Genomic DNA, 12,870 nt, shown 5'->3' on the forward strand with positions numbered 1-12,870 from the left:
TACCGTTTTTGTAGGAACAAATAGCCACAAATAACCACTACTTGCTCAATCATTTACCCCTTAAATTACTTTTATTTAGCGTGTTAGCTCCCACTAGGCAGTGTAATAATAAACTTAGCGCCGCCCTGCTCTCGGTTCTGCGCACTTAACGTTCCTTTAAGTGCGCTAATAATTTGCTTACATATACACAACCCAAGTCCTAGCCCATCGACCGATTTAGTACTGTAAAAAGGCTCAAAAATTTTATCTATATCGTGCACCTCTATGCCTGGCCCAGTATCTTCAATACACAGTTGAATCTCTTTGTTAACATAACCCGCGCTAATGCTGAGCTCGCGGGTGATACAGCCTTGCATTGCTTGGCTGGCATTCGATATTAAGTTAACTAACACTTCTTCAAGGGCTGCTTTATCTGCTAACACGTTTAATTGGCTGTCAATTTTAGGGGATAACACACTTATATTGTCTTGCTTTAGCTGGTTTTTATTTATATCAAGTGCCCTGGCTACTGATTCACTTAATGGCACTTCATTAATAGTCGTTTGCGTAGAATCAGAAAAATAATTTAGCTGTGCAACTATTTTTTGTACCCTTGCAACTAAAGCTTCAATAAACTGTAAATTTTCGTTTAGGGCTTCAAACTTCCCTTTAGCTAACAAGCGTCTAGCACTGGCTAAGTAAGTGTTTATAGTATTAAGTGGGTGATTGATTTCATGGTTAAACCCCATACTTAGTTGGCCAATTGTGGCAAGCTTCGTTGATTGCACTAGTGCCTCTTGGTGAGCTTTAAACGCATTGGTGCGCGCATCAATTTCTTGGCTAACACTGTGATGTGAATACACCAACTTTTTTACGCCTGCAAAGCGTCTTAAAACTAAATACCCTAACGCAATAACAAGTGCATAAATGACCAAAAAGCCAAATAACGCAGGTAATTGAGCAATATTAGCGTTAGATACATTTACTAATACAGTGACCGATGCATTCAAAAAGCGTAATTTTTGCTCTACCGATAGATATTTGTGCTCACCAATTGTGTTAAACAATAATCTTTGCGATGTGTAATTTGAATGCGCTATCAGCGTAGGTTGATAATCTAGATATGCTTGACGTTGAGCTATATCCCTACGATCCGTTATATCGAGAGTGGAAAACGTATTAAGGCGCCAGTCTTTCATATCTGAGATTGCAATCACGCTATCTTCTAATTGCACATAAAAGTGACTACCTTTGGCGGTATTTAATAGCTCGCGATCACTTTCAAATTTATTTACGTTAACTTTTAGCGCAACAACACCTACTGCCTTATTGTTGTTATAAATGGCTTGAGAAAAGTAAATACCTCGCTCTTTTGTACGCATGCCCACGGCAAAGTACGCGACTTTTTCGCCTGCAAATGCGCGTTTAAAGTAAGGTCTAAACGACAAGTCACTACCCAAAAAGTTATGATCAGCCTGCCAGTTACTACTTGCGATTACAGCGCCTTGCTCATCAAGGATATAAATGTCTGAAGCGCCACTGGCTTGTTGTATATCGGCTAAATAGTTATTAATTTTTTTTTCGTTATTTTGCGGCGCACCTAAAAAATTAATAACCGCATTGTTATAGGTAAGAAGCTGTGGGATTTTTGAAAAACGTGCAAGCTCGGTATCAATGTAGTGCTTTAACTGAGTTGCTTGTTGGGCTGCTTTTTGCTCGGCCTGATTATAGTAATGAGTTCGGCCATAGCAAAACACCACCGATAATAGCACTATCAGTACAACAAAAATTAAAAGAAGTTTTTTAGAAAAGGAGAACATGCCCTAGCTCACAACATAATAGCTATAAAATTTAAGGGCGCTAGTTTAACGGGTTATGAGCGCTAACAACAGAAACTTTGTGTTAACAAATACAATAAAGCTTAATTTATTTATAAACTGCTGCAAGTCTATACTGACTCGCAACAGTCAACACAATTAGCAACACTAAAATTAAGCGTTAGTGGCTAATTTAGGCTTATTTTTAACGTACTTGTATAAGCCGATCAGCGAAGCTGCAATCCAAAAAATCTCGATTACAAAGCTTGCAAGGTTAAAGTTGTAACACAAACTGATTAGCAGCAAAATTGCTCCTGACAAATTCATTGTGTTGTACAATAACCCCGTTGGGGATGCTTTATTCAGTTGTAATAAAAAAAACGCACCAACAACTAAGAAAGTACCCGCCATACCTACAATATCAAATAACAGTGCTATCACACGTTTATCCTTTGCTTAAAAAACCCAACTAACTGGCCCTATCCTTGGGGAGGGTGTTTTTCAATCATTGAAACAGCAAAACCGGGCGAGTATATCAACCTTATTTATTGCTACAAGGTCAATTGTCCGCCCCAATCTATATCAGGGCTAATCTATTGTAATTAAATGTTTTTTGATAAATAAGGTTATTTAAAGGTAACCTTACCACCAATTATTTTGTAGGCTGGCGTGCCACGTATGATTGCTGGGCGCGCAAACGGGCGCTCGCATTTAGGGCAAATACACGGTGTTGTTGTGTAGTCCTGAGTTATTCGCTCTATAAAACATTTAACTAAAGCGCCTTTGCCGCCTTTTCTATATCTAAATAGCGCCGCTTTGCAAGCAGAGCAAAAAATATCGACTGTTTTAGTCGGACCTTTTTTATTTGGCTTAGCCATATACGTCTTTAACATACCTACGTAATTGCAAAGCAGGCATTTTAGCAGTTAATAAATAAAAACGTTATAGACGCTTGGCAAAGTGCCTAATAAGCGGTGGAGAGAACACAGGGGTTAAAATAATAGGTGCAATATAAAACGCCTTACAAGCGTTTACATTAATCTCTAAAAAACAGACGGTTTAATTGCGCTGATAACACATTCATATTAAATGGCTTAATAATAACCCCCGACACTTTTGCTTTTATAACTCGCTTTACTGTATCTGCGTTATCTTCGCACGTGATCATAATAACGGGTAAGTCGACTAAGGCTTCATCATGACGTATTTTATCGAGTAGGTTTACACCATCTACTTTAGGCATATGTAGGTCGGTTATAACTAAATCAAACTTTTGCTGATTCAGTATTTTCAACGCCTGGTAGCCATCAGTTGCCTCCACCACGTTTTTATAATCTAGCTGCCTCAACATATTAATTAATACGTGGCGCATGAGAGGCACGTCACCTACGACTAATATTTTCATAATTATCTTTACTGTATTGAGCTCTCAAAGGGGGCCAGAATTAAGCGCTTACGGCCATACACCTATAATGAAACCCATTAATGTAAACTGTAATGTGTAGTACCCTGCATTAATTAAAAATAGCTTGATTGGACGCTGCTCATAAATATAACTAAGTCCAAGCGAGCTACCTACCCAAAACAAACCGATGGCAAAGCCTGTAAATGCGCCCTCTCCCATACCGGCTTCTTTACCCAAAAATAATGAAAGTACTACCGCCGACACAAGTGCAAGTACCATACTGCCGCCAAAAATTAACGCCGGTTTTGCTGTTTGTAAATCAAGCTCAGTAAGACCTGTGCACTCTAACCAGGCATTTTTAAAAAAAGCGTTTGAATACCAAATACCGCCAAGCATAAAAGAGGAAAGTGCCGCCACAAGCACGGCAAAAAAATCAACATCAGTAAAATTCATACATACTGCCATAATACATAGTGTACAAGGGTATTCTGACTGTAGTTAAAAATACCCTAAGCAGCAAATTATCGCCTTTAAAATTTGCGGCTTAGGCTATATTAGTTTGCGTGGATCTTTTTAAAAATCACCATAAATGGCACGTGTTTGTTCTTTTAAATCAGTTGGCGAAAGCGCTAGCTCAAGCCCTCGCTTACCTGCACTTACATACACTGTATTAAAGGCTATAGCGCTTGAATGAATAAAGGTGGGTAGGCGCTTTTTTTGCCCAAGCGGACTAACCCCTCCTAAAATGTATCCCGTGGCGGCTTGTACCTTTGGTGCGCTTGCCATTGCGACCTTTTTAGCATGACTCAATTTGGCTAATTGCTTTAAATTTACTTGCTGGGATACCGGTGTAACGGCAACAATTAACTTCCCTTCACTGGTTTCAAGCACAAGGGTTTTAAATACCTGCTCACTGTTAAGGTTTAACTTTTCAACGGCTTCTTGGCCATAACGCGTTGTATTAGCATCGTGTTGATAACTAAGTACATCGTGAGGCACATTTTGTTTTTTCAGTAACTCTATTGCTGGGGTCATTCAAGTTAGCCCTGTTATTTAAGCGCATTATTAATCTACAATAAGGGCTAATCATTTTGAAGGGTTACTTAATAGCAGATACGTTAATAGCCGCTTATTGACGAGGATATAGGTGCAAAGGGTAAAGACGCGCAGGGGAATTACCTAAGACAACAAAATAAGCTCAGTGAATTAATCGATTGGGTATACGCACTTTATAAGAGTGTTAGGTAGTGCCCAGTGATAGGTATAAATTACATGAATTTGAGCCAAAAAAAACGGTGCATCAAGCACCGTTATTTAGTTTTTACGATAACTAATTACTTAGTTAAATCGTCAAAAAACTTTTTAACACCGTCAAAAAAGCCTTGCTCTTTAGGACGGTTTTTTGAGCTATCTTTGCCCATGCTCTCGTCTAACTCTTTAAGTAACTCGCGTTGACGCTCGTTTAAATTAACTGGCGTTTCAATCACGACTTTACAAATTAAGTCACCTTGAGCACCACTACGTACAGATTTAACACCTTTGCCACGCATACGGAACATTTTGCCCGTTTGTGTTTCAGACGGTATTTTAAGTTTTGCACGGCCATCAAGTGTAGGTACTTCAATTTCGCCACCCAAACCGGCAGTAGTAAAGCTAATAGGCACTTCGCAGTATAAGTTATTTGCTTCACGAACAAATATTGGGTGTTCGCGAACCGATACTTGTACGTATAAATCGCCTGCTGGCGCCCCGTGCATGCCCGCTTCGCCTTCACCACTTAAACGAATGCGATCGCCCGTGTCTACGCCTGCTGGAATTTTGACTGACAACGTTTTTGTTTTTTCAACGCGCCCTTGCCCATGACACTTGTTACAAGGGTCTGAAATAATCTGACCTTGTCCCTGACATGTTGGACACGTTTGTTGCACAGCAAAGAATCCTTGGCGCATTTGTACTTGCCCAGCGCCATGACACGTAGTACATGTTTTAGGCTTAGAGCCTGCTTTAGCACCACTGCCATCACAGGGCTTACAGCTAACCCATGTCGGTACTTTTATTTCTACTTCTTTACCACGAACCGCTTCTTCTAAGCTTAGGTCCATGTTGTAACGTAAGTCCGAACCACGTTGCTGGCGCGATTGACGACGGCCACCACCGCCACCAAAAATGTCACCGAACACATCACCAAAAATATCACCAAAATCGCCTTGACCACCACCGCCAAAGCCACCGTGACCGCCGCCACCGCCTTGTTCAAAGGCAGCATGGCCGTATTGGTCATACATTTGACGTTTTTGATCGTCGGTTAATATCTCGTATGCTTCTTTTACTTCTTTAAACTTTGATTCGAGATCTTTATCACCGGCGGTACGATCTGGGTGATATTTCATCGCTAAGCGTTTATACGCTTTTTTTATGTCTCTCTCGCTTGCATCTTTGCTTACGCCGAGAACTTCGTAATAATCGCGTTTTGACATATCTATCACACTACTCTTTTCTATTTACAGCTAAGCTGCGGGATAAACCGATAAATCACATCGATTTATCATGAAAATTTTAAACCTTAAATACATACAAAAGGCGCGACAAGCTGTAGCCTGCGCGCCTCAAAAGTTCATCCTACCCTAAAAACGTGAGCAAATCATGTTGTTTAGGCTAGTTAGAAGCTTAGCTGACAATTACTTGTCGTCTTTTACTTCTTCAAACTCAGCATCAACTACATCATCGTCTTGCTTAGCAGACTGTTGTGGTTGCTCGCCTGCATCTGCGCCACCTTGTTGCGCTTTAGCTTGAGCAATTTCCATTAGCTTTTGAGACTTTTCAGCAAGTGCTTGCGTTTTAGCTTCAATTTCAGCTTTGTCATCGCTCTTAATAGCTGCTTCAAGGTCAACAACAGCGGCTTCAATTGCCTCTTTGTCTTCGCTTGGTAATGCATCACCCGCTTCTTCAATTTGCTTGCGAGTGCCGTGTACCATTGCATCAGCTTGGTTACGAGTTGCTACTAGCTCTTCAAACTTTTTGTCTTCTTCAGCATTCGCTTCTGCATCACGAACCATTTTTTCTACTTCTTCATCGCTTAAGCCTGAAGACGCTTGAATCGTGATCTTTTGCTCTTTACCTGTATCTTTATCTTTCGCTGATACATGTAAGATACCATCCGCATCTACATCAAAAGTTACTTCGATTTGTGGCGTACCACGTTGTGCTGGACGAATACCTTCTAGGTTAAATTGACCTAAAGATTTGTTGTCGCTAGCACGTTTACGCTCACCTTGTAGTACATGAATCGTAACCGCAGACTGGTTATCTTCTGCTGTAGAGAAAGTTTGCGATTTCTTAGTTGGAATCGTTGTATTTTTCTCAATTAGCGGTGTCATTACAGAGCCCATTGTCTCAATACCTAGCGATAATGGAGACACGTCTAATAGTAGTACGTCTTTAACGTCGCCTGCTAATACACCACCTTGAATTGCCGCGCCTACTGCTACAGCTTCATCAGGGTTAACATCTTTACGTGGCTCTTTACCAAAGAACTCAGCAACAGTTTTTTGTACTAGTGGCATACGTGTTTGACCACCTACTAAAATGATATCGTTAATATCATTTACAGATAAATCAGCATCCGCTAGTGCACGTTTAAGTGGCTCAATTGACTTAGTTACTAAGTCTTCAACTAATGACTCAAGTTTAGCACGCGTTAGTTTAACGTTCATGTGCTTAGGACCTGATGCATCGGCAGTTACGTACGGAAGGTTAACTTCTGTAGATTGTGCAGATGATAGTTCGATTTTCGCTTTTTCAGCCGCTTCTTTAACACGTTGCATAGCAAGCGGATCGTTTTCTAAATCGATACCTTGGTCTTTCTTGAACTCAGCTACTAGGTAGTTGATTACACGGTTATCGAAATCTTCACCACCTAAGTGAGTGTCACCGTTTGTAGCAAGTACTTCAAATGTGTGCTCGCCTTCAACTTCATCAATTTCAATGATAGATAAATCGAAAGTACCACCACCTAAGTCGTATACTGCAACAACGTTTTCACCTTTGTTTTTGTCCATGCCGTAAGCAAGGGCAGCAGCTGTTGGCTCATTGATGATACGTTTAACTTCAAGACCCGCAATACGACCAGCATCTTTTGTTGCTTGACGTTGTGAATCGTTAAAGTATGCAGGTACTGTGATTACAGCTTCAGTTACTTCTTCACCTAAGAAGTCTTCTGCCGTTTTCTTCATTTTTTTAAGTACTTCTGCAGAAATTTGTGGTGCAGCGCGTTTTTCACCGCCTGCTTCTACCCATGCATCGCCGTTATCAGCTTTAATGATTTTAAACGGCATAATACCGATATCGCGTTGTACTTCTTCGTCTTCAAAACGACGACCGATTAAACGCTTAATTGCAAATAACGTGTTAGTTGGGTTAGTAACCGCTTGACGCTTAGCAGGCTGACCTACTAGTGTTTCGCCGTCTTGCGTGTAAGCAATAATAGACGGGGTTGTGCGATCGCCTTCCGCATTTTCAATAACACGTGCTTTATCACCATCAAGTACTGCAACACAAGAGTTTGTAGTACCTAAATCGATTCCAATAATTTTACCCATGAATCTTCTCCAACTTCAAATTCGTTAATACGTTCGATGACTAGTAAATAGGGATGCCACAAAGTGAATTCAACTGTAAAAATGAAAAAAAATTCATTTTTTGTAATTTATTTAACAAAAAACCTTAATAAAAGTAGGGTTTGATGTTTTTTGCGCCAAATACACCCCTTCAACTCAACTAGTCTGACCAGTTGATATGTGTTATATATGTTTAATAATGATAATTTCAAGGATATTAACGATGCATTTTGATGACTTATTAAAACAAGCCTCTGCTATTTCTAGCACGTCTTCGGCTGCGCTCACCGCTCACAGCAACACAATGGAATTTCCGGCTAATTGGTGCCAAGGTAGAACCGCCTTTGGTGGCCTTTCTGCTGCACTACTTTATCAAGCAATCAGAAAACACATTGACCCAAGTAGACGATTACTTTCTTTGAGTACTAATTTTGTGGGGCCATTGCTTGCTGACATGCCTTTTTCGATGTCAGTTGAAATTTTACGCCAAGGTAAAAGCAGTACTCAGGTATTAGCTAAAGTGATTCAAAGTGAGCAAGTGTGTGTAATTGTCCAAGCGTGCTTCGCTATTGATAGGCAATCAGGTGTTAACGTACCAGTAAGTAAAGAAATGGGATTAAAGCCTGTAGATGCACGACATACATTGCCATTTATTCAAGGGCAAATGCCTGAGTTTTTCCAGCATGTTGATTTATGCCCGCAGCAAGGCGCTATGCCATTTAGTGCTGCTGAGACTTCGCATTTAGGTGGTTGGATGCGTTTTAAACACACTCCCGAAACCATTACAGAAGCGCATATCATTGCACTAACAGATGCTTGGCCACCCACATTACTGCAAATGTTTAAGCAACCTGCGCCAGCAAGTAGCATGTCGTGGTATTTAGAATTTGTGCAAGAGCCAACACTTACACCTGGAGAGTGGTTAGGCTTTGAAGCAATCACACATCATGCAAAAGGTGGCTACGGATTAGAAGATGGCTGTATTTGGTCGCAGTCAGGGGAGTTAATTGCATTAACGCGTCAAACCGTTGCTTTATTTGATTAAACACCGCTTGGCTTGCTGTTAACCACTTATTATTTGTTGATATTTACCCTTTACTTTTATATTTGGCCGCCATTATTAAATGCTTTTTTTAAGTACTAAGTTGCTAAAATAAGCAAGGCACTGGGCTTTTAGTAAATTGGGTGAATATTAACGGGTAATGAGTGTGTATTGTTATAGTAATGGAATATGCGCTCATTGGAGATAATTACATCTACCCTGTTTTCTTATGGCGGAATTGTCGCGCTGGCAGCAATCACAGCAGGCTTTTCACTGAGCAGCATCCATTGCCGGGTTTATAAAAAATAGCTATTAAAGCTAAGTTATAACAGCCTCATACCTACCCTTAACAAAGTGTTATTGCGCCTAATGATGAATCGCGTTGTATTAATAACCCAAATATAGCAAAATTGCATAAACATTCTTCTTTGATGGTTATAACTTGCAAACGATTTGCCCGTGCTGCGATTTAATAATTGATATACCTGCAATAGCCAATAAGCAAATGGCTGTGTGTCCGCATTGTCACCATAAGTTGTGCGAAAGCGATGTAAATAACGACACTAAAGTGGTCGCACTCAGTATTGGCTCATTACTTATGCTATTAAGTAGCATGTTTTACCCGTTTATTTCGTTTAGTAGTAGCGGTATTACGCAAACCATCACCCTACCCGATGCCGCCCGAATTTTATTTAATTACGATAGTCAGTTACTTGGTTTATTTATTGACTTAAGTATTATTGCGCTACCAATGAGCTTACTGCTCATTCTTATTCCTATGCACCTTGGGCTTTTACAATCTTTGCCAAATGGTATTGCTAGACGTTTACTCAAATTTACCTTGGCTCTTGAGCCGTGGATCATGTCTGAAATATTTTTAATTGGTGTACTGGTCAGCATGGTTAAGATTATGTCGCTTGCCGACATTAGTTTTGGGACCAGCTTCTGGGCTTATATTGGCTTTGTTGTTATGTACATTGCCGCGCTTGCTCATGTAAACAAGCCTCGTCTATGGGCACAAATTAAGCCCGCCATAACACTTGATGACACATCACATGCTAAACGCGCTATTGATCGCAACATAAAAGCCTGCCATGTATGCCACCAACTTTGTAAAGATGACTATTGTCCGCGTTGCCACACTAAAACTCACATAAGAAACCCCAACAGTGTTCAAAAAGCAGCGGCTTGGTTAGTCACCTCAGTGCTTTGTTATATACCTGCAAACTTATTACCAATAATGCATACCACCAGTCTTGGCGATACATCACCGTCAACCTTAATTGGCGGCGTACTGACACTTTGGAAAAGTGGCTCCTACCCCATTGCCGCCATTATATTTTTAGCCAGTGTGGTGGTGCCTTTAGCCAAAGCCCTTGTGCTAAGTTTTTTATGTTTTATGGTGGCAAAACCTGCTAACAAGCATACAAAAGGCTATACTAAAATTTATCAACTTACTGAATTTATTGGCAAATGGTCAATGATTGATGTATTTGTTGTTGCTATACTCGTCGCCTTAGTGCAATTAGGTAATTTAATGTCAATTACGCCTGGGCTAGGCATTGTATTTTTTACTGTTATGGTAATATGCCAAATGATGGCTGCACATGCGTTTGATCCACGCTTGTTGTGGGATACACCAAAAAACAAACATTCAGAGAATAAAGCATGACCGAAACGGCTAATGTAACAAACAAACCAAAAATCTCAGCTATTTGGATTATTCCGCTAATAGCCTTATTAGTTGGTATTTGGATGTTGTATCAATATCAAGCAAATGTAGGCCCTACTATTTATATAAAAATGCCCCATGCAGAGGGCATTATTGCAGGTAAAACAGAAATAAAGGTGCGCAGTGTTAAAATTGGTCAAATTGACGCTATACGCCTATCTGACTCGCAAGATAGCGTAATTGCCCGCGCACAAATAGACAGAAATTATAACGAACTACTCACCGAAGATGCCAAAATTTGGGTTGTTAAACCCCGTATAGACGAGACTGGCATTAGCGGCATGAGTACGCTTTTGTCGGGTGTTTATTTAGAGTTTTCCCCAGGGGAGAGTAAAAAACTTAAAGAGCGTTTTGTATTACAAGACGAGCCCGCCCTTATTGGTAAAGATGTAAAAGGTGGGCGTTTTCAATTACTCAGCTACAATGCTGAGGTACTCGAAGTTAGTACAGGCATATTTTTTAAAAATTATAAAATAGGCCAAATAGAAACCGCTACCTTTGACTGGAAAAACCAAGCAATGAAGTACGGCATTTTTATTAATGAGCCGTATCAAAACCTCATAACATTAAACTCTATTTTTTGGGTTAATGCAGGGATTGAAATCGACTTATCAGCCGATGGTATTAATATAAGTACTGGCTCACTGAGCAAGCTTCTCAAAGGCGGTATTTCGGTTGGCTTACCCGATCAACAAGCACCTGGCGATATTGCACAAAACGGCCACAACTTCTCGTTGAGTCAAAGCTACAAAGAAGCCTTGGAAGAGCGCTTTTACGATTTTGATTACTACATTATTGACTTTGAACAATCAATACGAGGCCTACGCCCCGGTGCCCCGGTGGAATATCGTGGCACTCGAATTGGTACAGTGGTAGAAGCGCCCGCTAACGTTATTATTGATGGTAAACCCGCGCACTTTAAAAACCACAATACAGCGGTGCCTGTACTGATTAAAATAGAGTATGGCCGTTTATATCACGATAGCGCAGCGGCCAGAGAATTTTGGCAAAGCAGCCTAACAGGTTGGATAAAAAGTGGTATGCGTGCCTCTTTAAAGCCCGGCAACCTTTTAACTGGCGCAGTGTATGTTGATTTTGATATATACCCCGACGCCCCTAAAGCGCATTTAGCAAAGCTTGCGAAGTATGATGTTTTTCCAAGTATATCCAGCGGCATTACCGTGCTTGCCGATCAGGTCTCGGATGTGCTTAACAAGGTAAACAGCTTAAAAATCGAAGACAGTCTCGCGCAAATGCAGGCTACATTTAGTGACTACCAAGCCCTCGCTAACGAAATGCGTGCGTTATTAAGCCAAAAAGAGACACAAAATTTGCCCGGCGACTTTAATCGTAACTTTGATAAAATGACTAAAAGTATGGAGCAGTTTGAAGTGACCATGCGTCAATTTGATAAAACCATGGCTAGCTATCAGGCAGGCTCTGAGTTTCACCATCAATTACAGCAAACATTACTTGAATTTAAACGTTTAAGTGAGGAAATTCAGCCGCTGACACGTGGCTTAAATGAACAACCAAATATGTTTATTTTTGATAAATCACTCCCTGCTGATCCACAACCAAGGAAGCAATAATGAAACACTTATTTTTAGCCATCACTGTGTTAATCACTCTTGCAGGGTGCAGTGCGTCAATTCAAACAGAAACGCAGTATTATCAGTTTGAACAACCCATTGCTTCATCATCCCGTCATGTTAAAGAAACAGATGCGCAGCTTAGAGTACAAACTGTGGCACTTAGAGGCGCATTAAATAATTTAGGCATAGCGATGAAAATAGATAACAATCAAATTCACGCAGCAAATTACAATCTGTGGGGGGAATCGCCTGATGTTATGCTTACCGCTACAGCGCAACAAACCCTTTTCAATGCCATGCCTAATTGGATGGTCATCAAGGGCTTACCGGTAATTACCGAGCTTGATCAGCAAACGTTTTACGAGCTTGAGTATGAAGTACACCACTTTAATGGAGATATGCAAGGCAACGCTGATATTTCAGGGTTATGGCGCTTGTATTACACCCATCCAGAAACCGGCCGCAGCTTGATTAGCGTACATAATTTTTCACATATAGTGCCTATAGATGACGACGGTTACGATGGTTTAGTGGCCACCCTTGAGCAAACCTGGTACAACATAAATTTAGATGTGGCAAAAGCGATAGAGAAAGCACGTATTTAAACACTAACTATAGGGCGGTTTTATGGTCACTAAAAATCGCCCTCCTCCCCTATTTATTTAAACAGAGCAAAATGCAGCC

12 protein-coding genes are annotated in these 12,870 nt (G+C 40.6%); 4 read left to right on the forward strand and 8 right to left on the reverse strand.

Annotation, left to right across the window (positions count from 1 at the left end; all coding sequences use genetic code 11):
- Positions 1 to 83: 83 nt before the first annotated feature.
- The 8 genes from AN393_RS10460 to dnaK all read right to left on the reverse strand — a co-directional run bounded on the left by AN393_RS10460 (position 84) and on the right by dnaK (position 7,799).
- A complete protein-coding gene (locus AN393_RS10460; RefSeq protein ID WP_055018007.1) occupies positions 84 to 1,799 on the reverse strand; it encodes an ATP-binding protein in 1,716 nt (571 codons plus the stop codon).
- A 171-nt stretch (positions 1,800 to 1,970) separates the two neighbouring features.
- Entirely contained in the window at positions 1,971 to 2,237 is a 267-nt protein-coding gene (locus AN393_RS10465) for a CBU_0592 family membrane protein (RefSeq protein ID WP_055013780.1), read from the reverse strand.
- Positions 2,238 to 2,422: 185 nt separating this feature from the next.
- Positions 2,423 to 2,674, reverse strand: coding sequence for a hypothetical protein (locus AN393_RS10470; protein ID WP_055018008.1), 252 nt, complete (start codon positions 2,672 to 2,674; stop codon positions 2,423 to 2,425).
- Between the two features lie 158 nt (positions 2,675 to 2,832).
- Entirely contained in the window at positions 2,833 to 3,201 is a 369-nt protein-coding gene (locus AN393_RS10475) for a response regulator (protein ID WP_055018009.1), read from the reverse strand.
- A 48-nt stretch (positions 3,202 to 3,249) separates the two neighbouring features.
- Positions 3,250 to 3,654 carry a DUF1761 domain-containing protein gene (locus tag AN393_RS10480; protein WP_055013783.1) on the reverse strand — a complete coding sequence of 135 codons (405 nt, stop codon included), beginning with the start codon at positions 3,652 to 3,654 and terminating at the stop codon, positions 3,250 to 3,252.
- A gap of 120 nt (positions 3,655 to 3,774) precedes the next feature.
- The gene (gene ybaK / locus AN393_RS10485; RefSeq protein WP_055013784.1) at positions 3,775 to 4,236 is read right to left on the reverse strand and encodes a Cys-tRNA(Pro) deacylase; all 462 of its coding nucleotides are present in this window, start codon (positions 4,234 to 4,236) and stop codon (positions 3,775 to 3,777) included.
- A gap of 299 nt (positions 4,237 to 4,535) precedes the next feature.
- A complete protein-coding gene (dnaJ, locus tag AN393_RS10490) occupies positions 4,536 to 5,678 on the reverse strand; it encodes a molecular chaperone DnaJ (protein WP_055013785.1) in 1,143 nt (380 codons plus the stop codon).
- Between the two features lie 201 nt (positions 5,679 to 5,879).
- Positions 5,880 to 7,799 (reverse strand): molecular chaperone DnaK, encoded by a 1,920-nt coding sequence (dnaK, locus tag AN393_RS10495; protein ID WP_055013786.1) that lies wholly within the window; start codon positions 7,797 to 7,799, stop codon positions 5,880 to 5,882.
- A 241-nt stretch (positions 7,800 to 8,040) separates the two neighbouring features.
- Between dnaK and AN393_RS10500 the strand changes: the two genes are divergently transcribed.
- The 4 genes from AN393_RS10500 (at position 8,041) to AN393_RS10515 (ending at position 12,791) form a co-directional block, all read left to right on the forward strand.
- A complete protein-coding gene (locus tag AN393_RS10500; RefSeq protein WP_055013787.1) occupies positions 8,041 to 8,862 on the forward strand; it encodes a thioesterase family protein in 822 nt (273 codons plus the stop codon).
- A gap of 502 nt (positions 8,863 to 9,364) precedes the next feature.
- The gene (locus AN393_RS10505) at positions 9,365 to 10,531 is read left to right on the forward strand and encodes a paraquat-inducible protein A (RefSeq protein WP_235576197.1); all 1,167 of its coding nucleotides are present in this window, start codon (positions 9,365 to 9,367) and stop codon (positions 10,529 to 10,531) included.
- Positions 10,528 to 12,183, forward strand: coding sequence for an intermembrane transport protein PqiB (pqiB, locus tag AN393_RS10510; protein ID WP_055013789.1), 1,656 nt, complete (start codon positions 10,528 to 10,530; stop codon positions 12,181 to 12,183). Before AN393_RS10505 ends, pqiB begins: the two co-directional genes overlap by 4 nt.
- Positions 12,183 to 12,791, forward strand: coding sequence for a membrane integrity-associated transporter subunit PqiC (locus AN393_RS10515; protein WP_055018010.1), 609 nt, complete (start codon positions 12,183 to 12,185; stop codon positions 12,789 to 12,791). The genes pqiB and AN393_RS10515 overlap by 1 nt, the downstream gene beginning before the upstream one ends.
- Positions 12,792 to 12,870 lie beyond the last annotated feature (79 nt).

Origin of the sequence: Pseudoalteromonas sp. P1-25 (assembly GCF_001401805.1) — a bacterium.
Taxonomy (GTDB): domain Bacteria; phylum Pseudomonadota; class Gammaproteobacteria; order Enterobacterales; family Alteromonadaceae; genus Pseudoalteromonas.

Bases quoted from the DNA above. Each gene is read 5' to 3' on its own strand.
- AN393_RS10460 (WP_055018007.1), bottom strand. From the start codon at position 1,799: ATGTTCTCCTTTTCTAAAAAACTTCTTTTAATTTTTGTTGTACTGATA.
- AN393_RS10470 (WP_055018008.1), bottom strand. From the start codon at position 2,674: ATGGCTAAGCCAAATAAAAAAGGTCCGACTAAAACAGTCGATATTTTT.
- AN393_RS10475 (WP_055018009.1), bottom strand. From the start codon at position 3,201: ATGAAAATATTAGTCGTAGGTGACGTGCCTCTCATGCGCCACGTATTA.
- AN393_RS10480 (WP_055013783.1), bottom strand. From the start codon at position 3,654: ATGAATTTTACTGATGTTGATTTTTTTGCCGTGCTTGTGGCGGCACTT.
- ybaK (WP_055013784.1), bottom strand. From the start codon at position 4,236: ATGACCCCAGCAATAGAGTTACTGAAAAAACAAAATGTGCCTCACGAT.
- dnaJ (WP_055013785.1), bottom strand. From the start codon at position 5,678: ATGTCAAAACGCGATTATTACGAAGTTCTCGGCGTAAGCAAAGATGCA.
- dnaK (WP_055013786.1), bottom strand. From the start codon at position 7,799: ATGGGTAAAATTATTGGAATCGATTTAGGTACTACAAACTCTTGTGTT.
- AN393_RS10500 (WP_055013787.1), top strand. From the start codon at position 8,041: ATGCATTTTGATGACTTATTAAAACAAGCCTCTGCTATTTCTAGCACG.
- AN393_RS10505 (WP_235576197.1), top strand. From the start codon at position 9,365: ATGGCTGTGTGTCCGCATTGTCACCATAAGTTGTGCGAAAGCGATGTA.
- pqiB (WP_055013789.1), top strand. From the start codon at position 10,528: ATGACCGAAACGGCTAATGTAACAAACAAACCAAAAATCTCAGCTATT.
- AN393_RS10515 (WP_055018010.1), top strand. From the start codon at position 12,183: ATGAAACACTTATTTTTAGCCATCACTGTGTTAATCACTCTTGCAGGG.